Below are 18,413 nucleotides of genomic sequence, written 5' to 3' on the forward strand. Positions count from 1 at the left end.
GCCCGTTCACCGATGTCCGACATCGCTTCCAGGACCTCGAACGACCATCTCACTGACCGTCTGACCCACCCCCGCTACCCCCGCAGCAACGCCTACGACGCCCGCTGGACCATCGAGAACCAGATGGGCCCGAACGCTCTGTGGCTGCTGGAGTGGCTGGCCCCGGCGCTGGGCCTGGAGCAGCTGCCCCCCGGCGCGCGCGTGCTCGACCTGGGCTGCGGACGCGCCATGACGTCCGTGTTCCTCGCGAAGGAGTACGACGTCCAGGTCGTCGCCGCCGACCTGTGGATCAAGCCCGACGAGAATGCGGCGCGGATCGCCGAGGCCGGCGTCGCGGACCGCGTCCTGCCCGTGTTCGCGGAGGCGCACGACCTGCCGTTCGGCGCGGGCAGCTTCGACGCGATCGTCTCCGTCGACGCCTACCAGTACTTCGGCACCAACGATCTGTATCTGCCCACCGTGACCCGGCTGCTGAAGCCCGGCGGGCGGATCGGCGTCGTCGTACCGGCGCTGCGCGAGGAGATCGACGGCGTCGAGCCGCCGGAGCACCTGAAGGAGTACTGGCGGAAGGACCCGGGCTTCTGGGCGTTCCACTCCCCCGCCTGGTGGCGGCGGCAGTGGACGCGCACCGGGGCCGTGGAGGTCGAGACGGCCGACTGGCTGGAGGACGGCTGGCGCGACTGGCTCCTGTGGAGCGAGGTGTGCGCCGAGGAGAGCCCGAGCGAGTTCATGGCGGACATGGCTCGCTGGTCGGTGGAGCTGATGCACGCCGACGAGGAGCACGTCCTCGGTTTCGCACGCGTCGTGGGGCGCCGCCTCTGATGCGGCACACCTGGGGGGATGCACCGGTCCCGATGCATCCCCCCAGGGCTGTGGAAAACGCCGGGCTCAGCCCTCGCTGACGCCCAGCTTCTGAAGGATCAGCTCCTTGACGCGGGCCGCGTCGGCCTGGCCCCGGGTCGCCTTCATGACCGCGCCGACCAGCGCGCCGGCCGCCGCCACCTTGCCGCCGCGGATCTTGTCCGCGATGGCCGGGTTGCCGGCGATCGCCTCGTCGACGGCGGCCGTGAGCGCGCCCTCGTCGGAGACGACCTTCAGACCGCGCTTGTCGACGACCTCGTCCGGGGTGCCTTCGCCCGCGAGGACGCCTTCGATGACCTGACGGGCCAGCTTGTCGTTCAGGTCGCCCTTCGCGACCAGCTCGGTGACCCGCGCCACCTGCTGCGGCGTGATCGCCAGCTCGTCGAGCGCCTTGCCCGACTCGTTGGCGCTGCGGGCCAGCTCGCCCATCCACCACTTGCGGGCGGAGGCGGCGTCGGCCCCGGCCTCGATGGTGGCGACGATGGGCTCCAGCGCACCGGCGTTGAGGATCGCCTGCATGTCGGTGGCCGAGACGCCCCACTCCTCGCGGAGCCGGTTGCGGCGGACCAGCGGCAGCTCGGGCAGCGCGGCCCGCAGCTCCTCGACCCACTCCCGGGACGGGGCCACCGGGACGAGATCGGGCTCCGGGAAGTACCGGTAGTCCTCGGCCTCCTCCTTCACCCGGCCCGAGGTCGTCGACCCCGTGTCCTCGTGGAAGTGCCGGGTCTCCTGGATGATCGTCCCGCCGCTGCTCAGCACGGCCGCGTGCCGCTGGATCTCGAAGCGGGCCGCGCGCTCCACGGACCGCAGCGAGTTGACGTTCTTCGTCTCGGAACGCGTGCCGAACTTCTCGGTGCCGTTCGGGCGCAGCGACAGGTTCACGTCGCAGCGCATCTGGCCCATCTCCATACGGGCCTCGGAGACGCCGAGCGCCTTGATGACCTCGCGCAGCTCACGGACGTACGCCTTCGCCACCTCGGGGGCGCGCTCGCCCGCGCCGACGATCGGCTTGGTGACGATCTCGATGAGCGGGATGCCGGCGCGGTTGTAGTCCAGGAGCGAGTGCGAGGCGCCGTGGATGCGCCCCGTCGCACCGCCCACGTGCGTGGACTTGCCGGTGTCCTCCTCCATGTGGGCGCGCTCGATCTCCACGCGGAAGGTCTCGCCGTCCTCCAGCTGTACGTCGAGGTAACCGTTGAAGGCGATCGGCTCGTCGTACTGGGAGGTCTGGAAGTTCTTCGGCATGTCCGGATAGAAGTAGTTCTTCCGGGCGAAGCGGCACCACTCGGCGATCTCGCAGTTCAGCGCGAGGCCGATCTTGATCGCGGACTCGACGCCGGTCGCGTTGACGACCGGGAGCGCGCCGGGCAGGCCGAGGCACACGGGGCAGGTCTGCGCGTTGGCGTCCTGGCCGAGGGCGGTCGAGCAACCGCAGAACATCTTGGTCTTGGTGCCGAGTTCGACATGGACCTCGAGGCCCATGACGGGGTCGTACGACGCGAGTGCTTCCTCGTACGACACCAGGTCGGTCGTGGTGGTCACGGTGAAACTTCCCTCTCAGCCCAGCAGGACGTCGTCGTCGCCCAGCCGCTTCAGCTCGCGGTACAGGATCGCGAGACCGGTGACGATGGCGACGGCGGACACGGTGGCGTCGATCAGGACCAGGGTGTCCTTCTCGGCGCGGGCCTTCTTCAGCCGCTTGGCGACGCCGATCGCGCCGAACGCGGTACCGGCCATGGACAGGTACGTGCCGGACCTGGACTTCTTGAAGCCCTTGGCCTTGGTCAGTGCACTCACAGCGACGGAGCCTCCTCGATCAGCGGGTGGCCCCACTTTTCCACGAAGGCGGCCTCGACGGCGGCGCCGACCTTGTAGAGGCGGTCGTCCTTCATGACCGGGGCGATGATCTGAAGACCGACCGGGAGGTTGTCCTCCGGGGCGAGACCGCACGGCAGCGACATGGCCGCGTTGCCCGCCAGGTTGGTCGGGATGGTGCACAGGTCGGCGAGGTACATCGCCATCGGGTCGTCGGCGCGCTCGCCGATCGGGAAGGCGGTGGTCGGGGTCGTCGGGGAGACGATCACGTCGACCTGCTCGAACGCCTTGTCGAAGTCCTGCTTGATGAGCGTGCGGACCTTCTGGGCGCTGCCGTAGTACGCGTCGTAGTAGCCGCTGGACAGCGCGTACGTGCCGAGCATGATGCGGCGCTTGACCTCGGGGCCGAAGCCGGCCTCGCGGGTCAGGGAGGTGACCTCCTCGGCGGAGTGCGTGCCGTCGTCGCCGGTACGCAGGCCGTAGCGCAGGCCGTCGAAGCGGGCGAGGTTGGAGGAGCACTCGGACGGCGCGATCAGGTAGTACGCCGACAGCGCGAGGTCGAAGGACGGGCAGTCCAGCTCGACGATCTCGGCGCCCAGTTCCTTCAGCAGCGCGACGGACTCGTCGAACCGCTGGATGACACCGGCCTGGTAGCCCTCGCCGCGGAACTGCTTGACGACGCCGACGCGCATGCCCTCGACGCTGCCGTTGCGGGCGGCCTCGACGACCGGCGGGACCGGGGCGTCGATCGAGGTGGAGTCCATCGGGTCGTGACCGGCGATCACCTCGTGCAGCAGGGCCGCGTCCAGGACCGTGCGGGCGCAGGGGCCGCCCTGGTCCAGGGAGGAGGAGAAGGCGACCATGCCGTACCGCGACACCCCGCCGTACGTCGGCTTCACGCCGACCGTGCCGGTGACGGCGGCGGGCTGGCGGATGGAGCCGCCGGTGTCGGTGCCGATGGCGAGCGGGGCCTGGAAGGAGGCGAGCGCGGCGGAGGAACCGCCGCCGGAGCCGCCGGGGATCTTGGTCAGGTCCCAGGGGTTGCCGGTCGGCCCGTAGGCGCTGTTCTCGGTGGAGGACCCCATGGCGAACTCGTCCATGTTGGTCTTGCCGAGGATGACCACGTCGGCGGCCTTGAGCCGCTTGGTGACGGTCGCGTCGTACGGCGGGAGCCAGCCTTCGAGGATCTTCGAACCGACGGTGGTCGGGATCCCCTCGGTGGTGAAGATGTCCTTGAGCGCCAGGGGAACGCCGGCCAGCGGGCCGAGCTTCTCCCCCTTGGCGCGCTTCTCGTCGACGGCACGGGCCTGGGCGAGCGCGCCCTCGCGGTCGACGTGCAGGAAGGCGTGCACCTTCTCATCGACGGCCTCGATCCGGGCGAGGTGGGCCTCGGTGACCTCGACGGCCGTGAGCTCGCCGGAGGCGATCTTCGCGGCGGTCTCGGCGGCCGTGAGCTTGATGATGGGGCTGTCCGTCATGGCGGGTTACTCCTCCCCCAGGATCTGCGGCACCTTGAAACGCTGCTGCTCCTGGGCCGGGGCTCCGGAGAGCGCCTGCTCGGGGGTGAGCGAGGGACGGACCTCGTCCGGGCGCATGACGTTCGTCAGCGGGAGCGGGTGCGAGGTCGGCGGTACGTCTTGGTCGGCGACCTCGCTGACGCGGGCCACCGCGCCGATGATGTCGTCCAGCTGGCCCGCGAAGTGGTCAAGCTCTTCGGGCTTCAGCTCCAGACGCGCCAGCCGGGCGAGGTGGGCGACCTCCTCGCGCGTGATGCCAGGCATGCAGCGATCCTCTGGGGTGAGTGTGTGTGGTTGGGGCCTAGGGCCTGGCGTCACATTCCCGTCGTCCGCCCGGAGGGCGGGCCGTGCGGCCTCCGGCGCGAGCGATCGCAAGGCGCCGGAGCGTCCTCGTGGCGGGGCCACGTGGGCGGTTCGGCAACGCGGCGAGCGTGCGTGCCAGGCGTCGCACGGCAGGCGGGAATGTGGCGCCAGGCCCTAATCCTATGGGGCGGGCAGGTGTGAGCGTGAAACGGTTTGCCCGGCCCCGGCGGCCCGGCCCCGCCGGAGTCGTTCAGGACCGGAGACCGAACCGGTCCGGGCCGGGGCCTCAGGCGATGCGGCCCGAGTCGTCCGCCGTCGCCGCCGGGAGGGCGGCCCGGGGACGCTGCCAGCCGCGGGAGCCCCGGGCGCGGAGCCAGGCCGTGGTCTCCTCGGGGGGCATCGCGGCGGCGACCAGCCAGCCCTGGACGGCGTCGCAGCCGAGGTCGCGCAGGCGCTCCCAGGTCTCGTCGTCCTCGACGCCCTCGGCGACGACGAGCAGACCGAGGGAGTGCGCCAGGTCGACCGTGCAGCGCACGATCTCCGCGTCCTCCGTGTCGACGGCGAGCCGGGCGACGAAGGAGCGGTCGATCTTCAGCTCGCTGACCGGGAGCTTGCGCAGGTGCACCAGCGACGAGTAGCCCGTGCCGAAGTCGTCCAGGGACATCTTCACGCCGTGCCCGGTCAGTCCGTTGAGGGTGTCGGCGGCGCGCTGCGGGTCCTCCAGGAGGACGTGTTCCGTTATCTCCAGTTGGAGCGCTCCCGCCGGGACGCCGTGCCGGGCGAGCCGCGCGGCGACCGAGCCGGCGAAGCCGGGGGTGTGCACGTCACGCGGGGAGACGTTGACCGCGACCGGGACGAACAGCCCCTGGGCCCGCCACCGCGCGACCTGGCCGAGCGCGCTCTCCAGGACGTACTCGGTGAGATGGGGCATCAGGCCCGAGGACTCGGCGATCGCTATGAACTCGTCCGGCGGCACCTTGCCCCGCTCGGGGTGCACCCAGCGGACCAGGGCCTCCAGGCCCGCGACCTGTCCGTCGAAGCGGACCTTGGGCTGGTAGTGCAGCTCGACCTCGTGCGCGTCCAGCGCCCTGCGGAGATCTCCCAGCAGACCGAGCCGGTCCGGGGTGTTCGAGTCGCGCTTCGACTCGTAGACCTCCACGCCCGTGCGGTCGCGCTTCGCCTGGTACATCGCCACGTCCGCCCGCCGCAGCAGCCCCTCGGCGTCCAGCGCGTGGTCGGGGAAGACGGCGACCCCGGCGCTGGCCTCCAGGACGAGGGTGAGGCCGTCGAGGTCGAGCGGGGAGCTGAGCGCGGAGACCAGGTTGCGGGCGACCCGGGTCGCGGAGGTGGTGGAGTCGGCGACGGGCAGTAAGACGGCGAACTCGTCCCCGCCGAGCCGCGCGGCCTCCGCCCCGCGCGGCAGCGCCACCCGCAGCCGGTCGGCGATCTGGAGGAGCAGCCGGTCACCGGCCAGATGACCGAGCGTGTCGTTGACGGACCGGAAACGGTCGAGGTCGATCAGCATCAGGGCGGCGCGCGCGTTGATCCGCTCGGCGTCGTCCAGCGCGGTCCAGATGCGCTCCAGCAGCCACTGGCGGTTGGGCAGCCCGGTCAGCGGGTCGCGCAGCTGCTCCTCGGCCCGGGCCCGGGCTATCCAGAGCGTGGAGTCCAGGGCGATGAGGGGAATGGAGAACAGCGGCAGCAGGATCGGCTTGGCCATGGCCACCACGCAGACCAGCGGCGCGATCCCCAGCAGCGCGACCGCGACCAGGCCCTGTCTGACCAGGGCGGTGCGGGCGACGGTGGGCAGACCGGGGCGCGGGGCGTGCAGGAACCAGAGCAGGACGCGGGTGACCGCCAGGTAGGAGACGGCGACCATGACGACCTCGGGCGCGGTGTAGAGCGTCCAGCTGTCGGGATCCGAGGGGGACTCGACGGACGGTACGGATCCGAAGACGCCCAGCACCAGGGCGCCGGCGCCGATGCCGAGGAGGTCGACCGCCCCGTGCAGGATGCCCTGGCGCCAGCGGTTGCGGCGGGCTATGCCGACCAGTACCACGACCGTGAGGCTGACCATGCCGGCCGGCAGCCAGCCGTACAGCAGCAGCACGGCGAGCGTGAGGGCGGCGCCCGAGCCGGTGCCACCCCACCAGCGGGAGCGGCCCAGCATGACGAGGTGGCCGACGATGATGCCGGTCAGCACGGCCAGCGCCCAGCCGGCCGTGCCGGACGGGAAGAGCGCGTGGCCGCCGGTGAAGGCGCGGTAGAAGCCGGCGCCCAGGACGAACCCGGCCGCCGCGACGACCGCCGCGGGCAGCGCGGGCCAGGACAGGTGCCGTTCGGGGTCCGCGTCCGCACCGGTCAGGCCGGACGTGTGCTCGGTGGCCGGCTGTGCGGCACCGCGGCCGTCCGCCGCGGCGCGCCCCCCGGAGGTGTGCCCGTCCGCCGTGTACTGTCCGACGGCGCGCACTTGCGCGCCCGGACGCCCCGCCGGCCGGCCCGTCCCACGTACTGCACGCCAGACGACCGCCATGCGGCGCAGGCGCAGCCGTGAGCCCGGCACGGCGCTCTCGGTCGGTTCCATTCCCGTCCCTCTCACAGCCGGCGGTGCCCACGCCCCGCGGCCCGGTGCCCGACAACCCTCAACGGCCCGCGTTGGGAAAACCTTCCCCGTGCTCCGCGAGCACGAAGATGCCCCGACCGCAGCTGGGCACGGCAGGCGCACATCTCAACAGTAGGCCGCAGAAGGCATCCACGGGCAGCGGTCGCCGACGGTTGCCCGAATGCGCCCCGGCCACCCGTATGCATCTGGTATGCGCCGAACGGGTGGCCTTCAACCGCTACTCCTCGGCCGAAAGAGCGACTTCGGCCGCCGCGTCCGGTCCTTGTTCCAGCAGGACGCCGAAACCCTCCTCGTTCAGGACCGGGACCTTCAGCTGCATCGCCTTGTCGTATTTCGAGCCAGGGTTGTCACCCACAACGACGAACGACGTCTTCTTCGAAACCGATCCGGTCACCTTCGCTCCGCGGCTCTGCAACGCCTCCTTGGCGCCGTCCCGCGTGAAGTGTTCGAGAGTGCCGGTGACGACGACCGTGAGCCCTTCGAGGGGGCGCGGTCCCTCGCCCTCGCCGGTGCTCTCCTCCTCCATGCGGACACCGGCGGCCTTCCACTTTCGGATGATCTCGCGGTGCCAGTCCTCGGCGAACCACTGCTTGAGGGAGGCGGCGATGGTCGGGCCGACGCCCTCGGTGACCGCCAGTTCCTCCTCCGTGGCCTGGTCGATGCGCTCGATCGAGCGGAACTCGCGAGCCAGTGCCTCGGCGGCGACCGGTCCGACATGACGGATCGACAGACTGGTGATGATCCGGGCGAGCGGGCGCTGCTTGGCCGCAGCGATGTTCTCCAGCATGGCGAGCGCGTTCTTACGGGGCTTGCCCTCCTGGTTGGCGAAGATCGTGGCGACCTTCTCCTCACCGGTCTTCGGGTCGCGCTTGGGCAGGCCGCTGTCCGGGTCGAGGACGTACGCCTTGATGGGCAGCAGCCGGTCGACGGTGAGGTCGAAGAGGTCGCCCTCGTCCACCAGCGGCGGGTCCTCGGGCTCCAGCGGCTTGGTGAGGGCGGCGGCGGCGACGTAGCCGAAGTGCTCGATGTCCAGCGCCTTGCGGCCCGCGAGGTAGAACAGGCGCTCGCGCAACTGGGCCGGGCAGGTGCGGGCGTTCGGACAGCGCAGGTCGACATCGCCCTCCTTCATCGGCCTGAGCGCCGTACCACACTCGGGGCACTCGCTCGGCATCACGAACTCGCGCTCGGTGCCGTCGCGCAGGTCGGCGACGGGCCCGAGGATCTCCGGGATGACGTCACCGGCCTTGCGCAGCACCACCGTGTCACCGATGAGGACGCCCTTGGCCTTGACCACGTCCTGGTTGTGCAGCGTGGCGAACTCGACCTCGGAGCCCGCGACCGTGACCGGCTCGACCTGGGCGTACGGCGTGACCCGGCCCGTGCGGCCCACGCCCACGCGGATGTTGATGAGCTTGGTGTTGACCTCCTCCGGCGCGTACTTGTACGCGATCGCCCAGCGCGGGGCGCGCGAGGTGGAGCCGAGGCGGCCCTGGAGGGGGATCTCGTCCAGCTTGACGACCACGCCGTCGATCTCGTGCTCCACGGAGTGGCGGTTCTCGCCGAAGTACGCGATGAACTCCCGTACGCCGTCGAGGCCGTCGACCACCTTGTTGTGCCGGGAGGTGGGCAGGCCCCAGGTCCCCAGCAGGTCGTAGGCCTGGGAGAGGCGGGTGAGGCCGGTGAAGCCCTCCAGGGCGCCGATGCCGTGGACCACCATGTGCAGCGGGCGGGTGGCCGTGACGCGCGGGTCCTTCTGGCGCAGCGAACCGGCCGCCGCGTTGCGCGGGTTGGCGAAGGGCTTGTCACCTGCCGCGACCAGACGGGCGTTGAGCTCCTGGAACTTCTCCATCGGGAAGTAGACCTCGCCGCGGATCTCCACGAGGTCGGGGACAAAGTCGCCCTTGAGGCGCTCCGGGATCTCCGCGATCGTCCGGACGTTCGGGGTGATGTCCTCGCCGGTGCGGCCGTCACCGCGGGTCGCCGCGCGCGTGAGACGGCCGTGCTCGTAGGTGAGGTTCACGGCGAGGCCGTCGACCTTGAGCTCGCACAGGAAGTGGTAGTCCTGCTCGCCCAGTTCCCTGGCGATGCGCTCCGACCAGGCGGCGAGCTCCTCGTCGTTGAAGGTGTTGTCGAGGGAGAGCATGCGCTGGCGGTGCTCGACCGCCGTGAACTCCGTCTCGTACGCGCCGGCGACCTTCTGGGTCGGTGAGTCCGGGGTGCGCAGCTCCGGGAACTCCTCCTCCAGCGCCTCCAGGGAACGCAGCAGTTGGTCGAACTCCGCGTCACTGACGACGGGAGCGTCCTTCACGTAGTAGCGGAAGCGGTGCTCCTCGATCTGCTCCGCGAGGCGCGCGTGCTTCTCCCGTGCCTCGGCGGGCACCGTCGTCGTCTCCGCTTGCTTGTCGCCGGCCACCGTGTCGTCCTCCCGTTACTCTGGGTTGTCCGCGAGGGATCTCGCCGCCCGGACGCAGTGGGCGAGAGCCGTGCGCGCGTACCCCGGGGAGGCCCCCGCGAGTCCGCACGCCGGCGTGACCGTGACCGCCTCCGCGAGAAGCCCCGGTGACAGCCCCAGCCTGCGCCACAGCGTCCTGACACCCATGACGCTACCGGCAGGGTCTGACAATGGTCCCTCCGCGGACGGGACGACACCGGTGAAGAGCCGGGTGCCGGCCTCCACCGCCTCGCCGATCACCTCGTCGTCACGCTCGGTGAGCAGGGAGAAGTCGAAGGAGACGGCCGCGGCGCCCGCCCGGCGCAGCAGGGCGAACGGGACGTCGGGGGCGCAGGAGTGGACGACGACCGGCCCGCCGGTGTGCACCCCGACGAGGTCGCGCAGCGTCTGCTCGACGACCTGCCGGTCGACGGCCCGGTGGGTGCGGTAGCCGCTGGCCGTCTTCACCTGGCCGCGCAGGACGGCGGTGAGGGACGGCTCGTCGAGCTGGAGGACGAGCCGCGCGCCGGGGACACGCCGCTGGACCTCGGCGAGGTGCAGGCGGAGCCCCTCGGCGAGCGAGGCGGCGAGGTCGCGGCAGGCGCCGGGGTCGGAGAGGGCGGCCTCGCCGTTGCGCAGCTCCAGATGGGCGGCGAGGGTCCAGGGCCCCACGACCTGCACCTTCAGCGGCCCCGCGTACTCCTGCGTGAATTCCTCCAGCGCGTCGAGGTCCTCGCCGAGCCAGGAGCGGGCCCGTCTGGTGTCCCGCCCCGGGCGGTCGCCGAGTCGCCAGCCGCTGGGCTCCACGCGCGCGTACAGCTCGACGAGCATGCCTGCGGTCCGCCCGATCATGTCCGCGCCGGGTCCGCGGGCGGGCAGTTCCGGCAGGAAGGGGAAGTCCTCGAAGGTTCCGGTGACGGTTCTGACGGCCTCCCGGGCGTCGCCCCCGGGCAGGGAGCCGACACCTGTGGCGGCACCGAACCTGAACTGGCTGTTTTCGCTCACCGGAGCAGCCTACGCAGCGGCCCGGCCGGTCAGTTCCCCGGACGTACCGTCAGGTCGTTGACCTCGGCGTCCCTCGGCAGGTCCAGGGCCATCAGGATCGTCGTGGCGACCGACTCGGGGTCGATCCACTTCGACGCGTCGTACTCCTTGCCCTCCTGCTGGTGGACCTTGGCCTGCATGGGGCTGGCCGTGCGGCCGGGGTAGACCGAGGTGACGCGGACACCGCCCGCGTGCTCCTCGTGGCGCAGGGAGTCGGCGAGGGCCTTCAGACCGTGCTTGGAGGCCGCGTACGCGGACCAGCCGGCGTGGGCGCTCAGCCCGGCGCCGGAGTTGGCGAAGACCACGTGGCCGCGGGCGGCGCGCAGCTGGGGCAGGAAGTGGCGGGTCAGCTCGGCCGGGGCGACGAGGTTGACGTTGAGCTGGTGGCGCCAGGTCTTGGGGGTGAGCTCGCCGACCGGACCGAGGTCGACGACCCCGGCGATGTGCAGCAGCGAGTCCACGCGGTCGGGCAGCGACTGGTGGGAGAAGGCCCAGGAGAGCCTGTCGGGGTCGGCGAGGTCACCGACCAGGGTCCTCGCCCCGGGGAACTCGGCCGCCAGCTCCTTCGCGCGGCCCGCGTCGCGCGCGTGCAGCACGAGGTCGTCCCCGCGTGCGTGCAGACGGCGGGCCACGGCCGCGCCGATGCCGGAACCGGCTCCGGTGATCACATGAGTAGCCATGCCCGCCATGCTCGCATCACACGGGAGTCACCCGGGGCATCGGCCCGGGCTCACTCCACGCCCCGGCTCTCCTCCAGGTACGCCAGCGCACCCACCGGCTCCTCGGCGAAGAACACCAGGTCGGTGAGGGGGCGGGGCAGGAAGCCTTCGTCCTCCATGCGGCGGAACTGCTCCTTCAGGCCGTCGTAGAAGCCCGCGGTGTTCAGCAGGACCACGGGCTTGTCCGTGTGGCCGTGCTTCTTCAGTTCCAGGATCTCCGTCGCCTCGTCGAGCGTGCCGGTCCCGCCGACCATGATCACCACGGCGTCGGCCTTCTCCAGGAGCAGCTTCTTGCGCTCGGCGAGGTCACGGGCGACGACCATCTCGTCGACACCGGGGCGGGCCTTGGCCGAGAGGAACTGCACGGAGACGCCGACGAGCCGGCCGCCCGCCTCCTGCACCCCGTCGGCGACCACCTTCATGAGGCCGACGTCGGAGCCGCCCCACACGAGGGTGTGGCCGCCCTTGCCCAGCAGCTTGGCGAACTCCCGCGCGGGACGGGTGTAGCGCTCGTCGAGGTCGGCGGCGGAGAGGAAGACACAGATGTTCATGAGCCCACCGTACGGGCCCGGTCCGCCGTCGTGGTGATCCGCATTTTGGACTGCCGGTGCGGCAGTTGTTCCCAGTCGTCCATGAACCGGGCGTCCAGGCCGTACCGGGCGGCGAGTTCGGTCAGCGTCGCGGTCCGGTAGTAGAAGTCCTCGTGCAGCACCTGGTGCTCCTCGCCCTCGGTGCGGTCGAACGTGAAGTCGAAGAACCCGCCGGGCGCGAGGATCCGGCCGACGTGGGCGAAGCACTCCTCGATGACGTGCAGCGGCGAATGCGAGAAGACGCTGTGCGCGTGCACGACGTCGAAGTGCCCGTCGGGCAGAAAGGCGAAGGTGAGGTCGTCCGCGAGCGCCAGGTAGGGCAGTTTGGACTGGAGGCCCTCGGCCACGAGGGTGTCCTGGGCGGCCAGCAGGATGTGCGGCGAGATGTCGATGCCGTAGTAGTGCCCGGCGTCGAGGTGGTCGATGAACAGCCGCCCGGCGCGCAGGTTGCCGCAGCCGATCTCCAGCATGCGGTGGTGCGGCTGGAGGCCGTGTCCCACGAGGTAGTCGAACTGCATGCGCCCGATCCGCGCCCACGCCTCGCGCGAGGGGTTGTGCCCCACCGCCGCCTCCGCGCTGCGCGCCGCGTCGGAGGCCATCACGGCGCGGTAGTAGGCGATGTGGTCGCGGTACCGCAGCCGCAGCCAGGCGTCCCGCACCGCGCGCCGGGCGTGCGCGGGAACGCGCTCCGGGTGGCGCAGGGCGTACCGGATCTGGTGGACCAGGGCGCTGCGGTTTCCGGCCGGTTCCGTGGCTCGCATGGGTGGCCTCCTGCGGCGAGGGAAGAACTCCGCTTCAGCGTGCGCTGTATCCGGGAAGTCGGCTACCCAAGGAGGGCGATCGTGACCACCGGGCATCGCATCACCATCGAGCGGAGCGACCGGCCCGTGCGCGTGGCGCACGCCGGGCAGGTCCTGGCCGAGAGCGACCGGCCGCTGGTCCTGCGCGAGACGGGCTGTCCCGACCGCTACTACATCCCGGCCGAGGACGTCCGCCTGGACCTGCTGACCCCGTCCGGCACGCGCACGTACTGCCCGTTCAAGGGCACCGCGTCCTACTGGTCGCTGCCGGACGCCGCGGACCTCGTCTGGGCGTACCCGGAGCCCGAGCCGGGCGTCGCGGAGATCAAGGACCACCTGTGCTTCTACGAAGTCGACGTGCTGTGATCGGCTGACGCACGGCCCGCCTCACCCATGAACACCGTGCCGTGCGGCAGTCTGCACTGACATGGACAAGAGGATCCTTTCGCGCGACGGCACCCGCATCGCCTACGAGAGCACCGGCCGGGGCCCCGCCGTCGTCCTGGTGAGCGGTGCGATGTCGACGGGCGGCACCCTGGCGCCGCTCGCCGTGTCGCTCTCGGAGCGTTTCCAGGCCGTCGTGTACGACCGCCGGGGCCGCGGTGCCAGCGGGGACACGCCGCCGTACGCCGTGGAGCGCGAGGTCGAGGACCTCGCGGCGGTGATCGAGGCGGTGGGCGGCGAGGCGTTCCTGTACGGCATCTCGTCGGGCGGGGCGCTGGTGCTGGAGGCGGCGGCGAGCGGTCTGCCGGTGCGGCGGGCCGCGGTGTACGAGACGCCGTTCGCGATGTCGGAGGAGGGTGCCGAGGAGCGCGCCGAGTACACCCGGCGGCTGACGGAGGCGCTCGGTGAGGGGCGGCGCGGGGACGCGGTCGAGCTGTTCCTGCGGCTGACCGGCCTGGCCGAGGGGGTGATCCAGGGCGCCCGCCAGTCCCCCATGTGGGCCGGCATGGAGACGATCGCCCCGAGCCTCGCCTACGACGACGCCGTCATGCGCGACGGGCGGGTCCCCCGGGACCGGCTGGCGTCGATCGGCGTTCCCGTCCTGGCGGTCGCGGGCGACGCGAGCCCCGACTGGCTGCGCGAGGCGGCCCGGGCGATCGCGGAATCCGTCCCCCAGGGGTCGTACCGGACGCTCCAGGGCCAGACGCACATGGTGGAGCCGAATGTGCTGGCGCCGGTGCTGGTGGAGTTCTTCTCACGGGGGTGACAGGGACGGGGGGCCTGCCCGCACGTCCGCAGCGTCAGGCCACGCCCGCCGCCGCTCGCCTGGTCGACGCGATCGTCGCGGAGCCCACCACGCGCGTGCCGTCGTACAGGACGATCGCCTGGCCGGGGGCGACGCCGCGGACCGGCTCGGCGAAGGACACCTCCAGCCGGCCGTCGACCAGCTCGGCGGTGACCTCGGTCTCGCCGCCGTGTGCGCGGAGCTGGGCCGTGTAGGTGCCCGGGCCGGTGGGGGCGGCGCCGCACCAGCGCGGCTTGATCGCGGTCAGGGCGCTGACGTCCAGGGCGTCGGCCGGGCCGACGGTGACCGTGTTGGTGACCGGGGAGATGTCGAGGACGTAGCGCGGCTTGCCGTCGGGCGCCGGGGTGCCGATGCGCAGGCCCTTGCGCTGGCCGATGGTGAAGCCGTACGCGCCCTCGTGCGTGCCGAGCCGGTTGCCGGACTCGTCGACGATGTCGCCCTCGGAGCGGCCGAGCCGGTTCGCGAGGAAGCCCTGGGTGTCGCCGTCGGCGATGAAGCAGATGTCGTGCGAGTCGGGCTTCTTGGCCACCGCCAGGCCCCTGCGCTCGGCCTCGGCGCGGATCTCGTCCTTGGTGGTGAGCGTGTCCCCGAGCGGGAACATCGCGTGGGCGAGCTGCTTGTCGTCCAGGACGCCGAGGACGTAGCTCTGGTCCTTGGCCATGTCGGAGGCGCGGTGCAGCTCGCGGGTGCCGTCCTCGTGCACGATCACCTTGGCGTAGTGGCCCGTGCAGACCGCGTCGAAGCCCAGCGCGAGCGCCTTGTCCAGCAGCGCCGCGAACTTGATCTTCTCGTTGCAGCGCAGGCAGGGGTTGGGGGTGCGGCCGGCCTCGTACTCGGCGACGAAGTCCTCGACGACGTCCTCACGGAAGCGGTCGGCGAGGTCCCACACGTAGAAGGGGATGCCGATGACGTCCGCCGCGCGGCGGGCGTCGCGCGAGTCCTCGATGGTGCAGCAGCCCCGCGCGCCCGTCCGGAAGGATTGCGGGTTGGCGGAGAGCGCGAGGTGGACGCCGGTCACGTCGTGGCCCGCCTCGGCCGCGCGGGCGGCGGCGACGGCGGAATCGACTCCGCCGGACATGGCGGCCAGGACGCGGAGGGGACGGGAGCGCTGCGGGGTGTGAGTCATAACGCTTCCAGGGTACGGGGCGCGGGAACCAGGGCGGCCGGGTATCCGTTGGCGATCACATGGGGGCGAGACGAGCATCCAAGGACACGGACCGGCGCATCGGGCGGCGGGCCCTGATCGTCGGCGGGGCGGCGGCCGCCGCGGGTTCCGCGGTGCTGGCCCGGGACGAGCTGGGCCGGCTGTGGTGGCGCGTGCCGGGCGTGGAGAAGCCCCGCAAGGAGGGCGAGGTCGACTACGCGGGCGCGCGCTGGGTGGCCGCGTCGGACGCGAACTGGCGCCGTGCGGACCGGCCCGACGACTACGGCATAGACATGGTGGTCGTCCATGTCACCCAGGGCAGCTTCGACAGCGCGGTGAAGGCGTTCCAGGACCCGGCGCACAAGGCTGCCTCGCACTACATCGTCCGCAAGGACGGGCACATCGCCCAGATGATCCGCGAGCTCGACGTGGCATACCACGCGGGCAACCGCGACTACAACGAGCGCAGTGTCGGCATCGAGCACGCGGGTTTCGTGGACCGGCCGCAGGACTTCACGGACGAGATGTACGAGGCCTCGGCCCGCCTCACGGCCCGGATCTGCGCGCGCTACGACATACCCGTCGACCGCGAGCACATCATCGGCCATGTGGAGGTCCCGGGCACGGACCACACGGACCCGGGGCCGCACTGGGACTGGGACAGGTACATGCGGCTGGTGCGTGCGGCGCGTACGACACCGGCCTGACCGGTCGAGCGGGGCGGGACGGCGGGAACTACGTCAGCCCCGCCGCCCGCGCCCGTTCCACCGCCGGGCCGATGGCCTTCGCCAGGGCCTCGATGTCGGCCTCCGTGGAGGTGTGGCCGAGGGAGAAGCGGAGGGTGCCGCGGGCCAGGTCCGGGTCGGTGCCGGTGGCGAGGAGGACGTGGCTGGGCTGGGCGACGCCGGCGGTGCAGGCGGAGCCGGTGGAGCACTCGATGCCCTGGGCGTCGAGCAGCAGCAGCAGGGAGTCGCCCTCGCAGCCGGGGAAGGTGAAGTGCGCGTTGGCCGGGAGCCGCCCCTCCGGGTCCGGGTCGCCGCCGAGGATCGCGTCCGGCACGGCCTCGCGGACGGCGGCGACGAGGGCGTCGCGCAGGGCGCCGATCTCGCGGGCGAACCACTCGCGCTGCTCGGCGGCCAGCCGCCCGGCGACCGCGAACGAGGCGATGGCCGGCACGTCGAGCGTGCCGGAGCGCACGTGCCGCTCCTGGCCGCCGCCGTGCAGGACGGGGACGGGGGTGTGCTCACGGCCGAGGATCAGGGCACCGATGCCGTACGGCCCGCCGATCTTGTGGCCGGACACCGTCATCGCGGCGAGGCCGGAGGCGGCGAAGTCCACGGGGGTCTGGCCGAAGGCCTGGACGGCGTCCGAGTGCAGCGGGACACCGAACTCGGCGGCCGCGTCGGCGAGTTCGCGGATCGGCAGGATCGTCCCGATCTCGTTGTTCGCCCACATGACGGTGGCGAGGGCCACGTCGTCGGGGTTGCGGGCGATCGCCTCGCGCAGGGCGTCCGGGTGGACGCGGCCGTGGGCGTCGACGGGCAGGTACTCGATGGTGGCGCCCTCGTGTTCGCCGAGCCAGTGCACGGCGTCGAGGACCGCGTGGTGTTCGACGGGGCTGGCGAGGACGCGGGTGCGGGCCGGGTCGGCGTCCCGGCGTGACCAGTAAAGGCCCTTGACGGCGAGGTTGTCGGCCTCCGTGCCGCCCGAGGTGAAGACGACCTCGCTGGGGCGGGCGCCGAGGGCTTCGGCGAGGGTCTCGCGGGCCTCCTCGACGGTGCGGCGGGCCTGCCTGCCGGATGCGTGGAGGGAGGACGCGTTGCCGGTGGCACCCAGGTGGGCGGTGAGCGCCTCTGCCGCCTCCGGGAGCATCGGGGTGGTCGCGGCGTGGTCGAGGTAAGCCATGGTGAGCCCGATTCTACGGCTCCGCCGCGGCGGTCCTCAGATCAAGGTTGGCCGAACCTGAAGGGAAGTGAACCGCTTTCCGGCGCGGCTGCGGCCCGTCGCCCCCGGGCCGACCGCGGCTCGTCGACGAAGGACGGTCCGACGGCGGCTCAGAAGCTCCACGAGATCGTGCTGTCGGCCTGCACGAACGCGGCCAGGACCAGCAGGTCGGCGACGCCGAGGCCCAGACCCAGCAACGCACGGCCGCGGCGCTGGGTGCCGCGCCACAGGGCGACGCTCGCCAGCACGATGGCGATCGGGCCGAGGAAGATGTTGAGGACGAGGAGGCCGAGCAGGCCCAGGATGAAGGACGCGACAGCCATGCCGTCGGTGTCACGGATACCGGTGCGGCGCGTGGCCGGAGCGGTGAGCTGCATGGTGATCGACTCCCGGTGTCGGGTCGGTGGGTGGTCGGTGAGCGGGTGCGGCGTCAGTGGGCCTGGGTGTGGCGCCGGCGGCCGTGGCGCTCGCGGAGCGCGAAGATGCCGAGCCAGACGGCGATGACGACGCCCGTGGCCACGGAGAAGGTGAGCGGCGCGTGGGCCACGGTGCCCAGGACGAAGCCCAGCAGCAGGAGTGCGGCGACGATGAACAGCACGGGAAACAACCCCCAGGGTTTCGGTGAACGTTTGTAGTTACAGTTGTTCACTGACTTCCCAGTCTAGCCTGCCTCACGACTTTCCAATTACAGAGAACAGTTGTTAACTGCATGGTATGAGTCACACTCTCGGCATCCGGCAGGCCCAGAAGCTGAAGACGCGGCAGGCGCTCCTGGACGCGGCCCTCGGGCTGCTGGAGGAGCAGAGCCTGAGCAGCCTCGGCCTGCGCGAGGTCACCCGCGCCGTCGGTGTCGCCCCGACCGCCTTCTACCGCCACTTCCGCTCCACGGCGGATCTGGGCGTGGCCCTGGTCGAGGAGGCGCTGGGCAGCCTGCACCCGATGATCCGGACGACGGTGTCCACGACGGGCGACAGTGAGGAACGCATCACGCGCACCATCGAGCTGATCGCCCGTCACGTCGACGGGTACCCCGCACATGTCCGGTTCATCGCCCGTGAACGACATGGCGGAGTCCAGCCGGTCCGGGAGGCCATACGGGACCAGCTGGCCCGGTTCGCCCAGGAGGTCAAGGACGAACTGGCCAAGGACCCGGTGTCCGCGGGCTGGACCGAGGACGACCTGCTGATGCTCGCGCACCTCTACGTCGACCAGATGCTGATCACCGCGTCGCTGTTCCTGGAGGCACTGGAGGGGCCGGAGCGGGAGCGCGAGGAGCGGACCCGGCACGTCGCGCAGGTGGCGACCCGGCAGATGCGGCTGATCGGCCTGGGCCGGCACCACTGGCTGGACTGACCGCACGAACAGGACGCGGC

Annotated in this window: 19 protein-coding genes; 5 read left to right on the forward strand and 14 right to left on the reverse strand. The window is 71.7% G+C overall.

Annotation, left to right across the window (positions count from 1 at the left end; genetic code table 11):
- Positions 1–12 precede the first annotated feature (12 nt).
- Complete coding sequence (locus SCNRRL3882_RS11820) at positions 13–822, forward strand: methyltransferase domain-containing protein (RefSeq protein ID WP_010041827.1); 810 nt, start codon at positions 13–15, stop codon at positions 820–822.
- 66 nt (positions 823–888) lie between these two features.
- Here SCNRRL3882_RS11820 and gatB read toward each other — a convergent pair whose 3' ends face one another.
- The 10 genes from gatB to SCNRRL3882_RS11870 form a co-directional block, all read right to left on the reverse strand.
- On the reverse strand, positions 889–2,403 hold the full coding sequence (gene gatB / locus SCNRRL3882_RS11825; RefSeq protein ID WP_010041825.1) for an Asp-tRNA(Asn)/Glu-tRNA(Gln) amidotransferase subunit GatB: 1,515 nt from the start codon (positions 2,401–2,403) through the stop codon (positions 889–891).
- Positions 2,404–2,418: 15 nt separating this feature from the next.
- Entirely contained in the window at positions 2,419–2,658 is a 240-nt protein-coding gene (locus SCNRRL3882_RS11830) for a hypothetical protein (RefSeq protein WP_010041822.1), read from the reverse strand.
- The gene (gene gatA / locus SCNRRL3882_RS11835) at positions 2,655–4,154 is read right to left on the reverse strand and encodes an Asp-tRNA(Asn)/Glu-tRNA(Gln) amidotransferase subunit GatA (protein ID WP_010041820.1); all 1,500 of its coding nucleotides are present in this window, start codon (positions 4,152–4,154) and stop codon (positions 2,655–2,657) included. Before gatA ends, SCNRRL3882_RS11830 begins: the two co-directional genes overlap by 4 nt.
- Positions 4,155–4,160: 6 nt before the next feature.
- Complete coding sequence (gatC, locus tag SCNRRL3882_RS11840; RefSeq protein ID WP_004925108.1) at positions 4,161–4,457, reverse strand: Asp-tRNA(Asn)/Glu-tRNA(Gln) amidotransferase subunit GatC; 297 nt, start codon at positions 4,455–4,457, stop codon at positions 4,161–4,163.
- A 325-nt stretch (positions 4,458–4,782) separates the two neighbouring features.
- Complete coding sequence (locus SCNRRL3882_RS11845) at positions 4,783–7,080, reverse strand: putative bifunctional diguanylate cyclase/phosphodiesterase (protein ID WP_010041813.1); 2,298 nt, start codon at positions 7,078–7,080, stop codon at positions 4,783–4,785.
- A 256-nt stretch (positions 7,081–7,336) separates the two neighbouring features.
- Positions 7,337–9,532, reverse strand: coding sequence for an NAD-dependent DNA ligase LigA (gene ligA, locus SCNRRL3882_RS11850; protein ID WP_010041811.1), 2,196 nt, complete (start codon positions 9,530–9,532; stop codon positions 7,337–7,339).
- Between the two features lie 15 nt (positions 9,533–9,547).
- Positions 9,548–10,555, reverse strand: coding sequence for a methionine synthase (locus SCNRRL3882_RS11855; RefSeq protein ID WP_010041810.1), 1,008 nt, complete (start codon positions 10,553–10,555; stop codon positions 9,548–9,550).
- A 29-nt stretch (positions 10,556–10,584) separates the two neighbouring features.
- Positions 10,585–11,283, reverse strand: coding sequence for an SDR family oxidoreductase (locus SCNRRL3882_RS11860; RefSeq protein ID WP_029181303.1), 699 nt, complete (start codon positions 11,281–11,283; stop codon positions 10,585–10,587).
- A gap of 41 nt (positions 11,284–11,324) precedes the next feature.
- Positions 11,325–11,864: a TIGR00730 family Rossman fold protein gene (locus SCNRRL3882_RS11865; RefSeq protein WP_010041808.1), complete on the reverse strand. Its 540-nt coding sequence runs from the start codon at positions 11,862–11,864 to the stop codon at positions 11,325–11,327.
- Positions 11,861–12,664, reverse strand: coding sequence for a class I SAM-dependent methyltransferase (locus SCNRRL3882_RS11870; RefSeq protein WP_010041807.1), 804 nt, complete (start codon positions 12,662–12,664; stop codon positions 11,861–11,863). The genes SCNRRL3882_RS11865 and SCNRRL3882_RS11870 overlap by 4 nt, the downstream gene beginning before the upstream one ends.
- Positions 12,665–12,745: 81 nt before the next feature.
- On the opposite strand from SCNRRL3882_RS11870, the gene SCNRRL3882_RS11875 reads away from it, so the two are divergent.
- Positions 12,746–13,069, forward strand: a complete 324-nt coding sequence (locus tag SCNRRL3882_RS11875; RefSeq protein WP_010041806.1) for a DUF427 domain-containing protein — start codon at positions 12,746–12,748, stop codon at positions 13,067–13,069.
- 61 nt (positions 13,070–13,130) lie between these two features.
- Positions 13,131–13,913, forward strand: a complete 783-nt coding sequence (locus SCNRRL3882_RS11880; protein ID WP_010041804.1) for an alpha/beta fold hydrolase — start codon at positions 13,131–13,133, stop codon at positions 13,911–13,913.
- A gap of 34 nt (positions 13,914–13,947) precedes the next feature.
- Here SCNRRL3882_RS11880 and mnmA read toward each other — a convergent pair whose 3' ends face one another.
- Positions 13,948–15,078, reverse strand: a complete 1,131-nt coding sequence (mnmA, locus tag SCNRRL3882_RS11885; RefSeq protein ID WP_010041801.1) for a tRNA 2-thiouridine(34) synthase MnmA — start codon at positions 15,076–15,078, stop codon at positions 13,948–13,950.
- Positions 15,079–15,137: 59 nt separating this feature from the next.
- Between mnmA and SCNRRL3882_RS11890 the strand changes: the two genes are divergently transcribed.
- A complete protein-coding gene (locus tag SCNRRL3882_RS11890) occupies positions 15,138–15,803 on the forward strand; it encodes an N-acetylmuramoyl-L-alanine amidase (RefSeq protein ID WP_010041799.1) in 666 nt (221 codons plus the stop codon).
- Between the two features lie 28 nt (positions 15,804–15,831).
- Here SCNRRL3882_RS11890 and SCNRRL3882_RS11895 read toward each other — a convergent pair whose 3' ends face one another.
- From SCNRRL3882_RS11895 to SCNRRL3882_RS41095, 3 genes are all read right to left on the reverse strand, one after another.
- Positions 15,832–17,001, reverse strand: a complete 1,170-nt coding sequence (locus SCNRRL3882_RS11895; RefSeq protein ID WP_010041797.1) for a cysteine desulfurase family protein — start codon at positions 16,999–17,001, stop codon at positions 15,832–15,834.
- Positions 17,002–17,150: 149 nt separating this feature from the next.
- Positions 17,151–17,417 (reverse strand): hypothetical protein, encoded by a 267-nt coding sequence (locus SCNRRL3882_RS11900; RefSeq protein ID WP_010041795.1) that lies wholly within the window; start codon positions 17,415–17,417, stop codon positions 17,151–17,153.
- Between the two features lie 53 nt (positions 17,418–17,470).
- Positions 17,471–17,638: a hypothetical protein gene (locus SCNRRL3882_RS41095; protein WP_010041793.1), complete on the reverse strand. Its 168-nt coding sequence runs from the start codon at positions 17,636–17,638 to the stop codon at positions 17,471–17,473.
- 116 nt (positions 17,639–17,754) lie between these two features.
- Here SCNRRL3882_RS41095 and SCNRRL3882_RS11910 point away from each other — a divergent pair, with 116 nt between their 5' ends.
- Entirely contained in the window at positions 17,755–18,393 is a 639-nt protein-coding gene (locus tag SCNRRL3882_RS11910; RefSeq protein ID WP_010041791.1) for a TetR family transcriptional regulator, read from the forward strand.
- Positions 18,394–18,413 lie beyond the last annotated feature (20 nt).

It is taken from the genome of Streptomyces chartreusis NRRL 3882 (assembly GCF_900236475.1).
Classification (GTDB): Bacteria; Actinomycetota; Actinomycetes; order Streptomycetales; family Streptomycetaceae; genus Streptomyces; species Streptomyces chartreusis_D.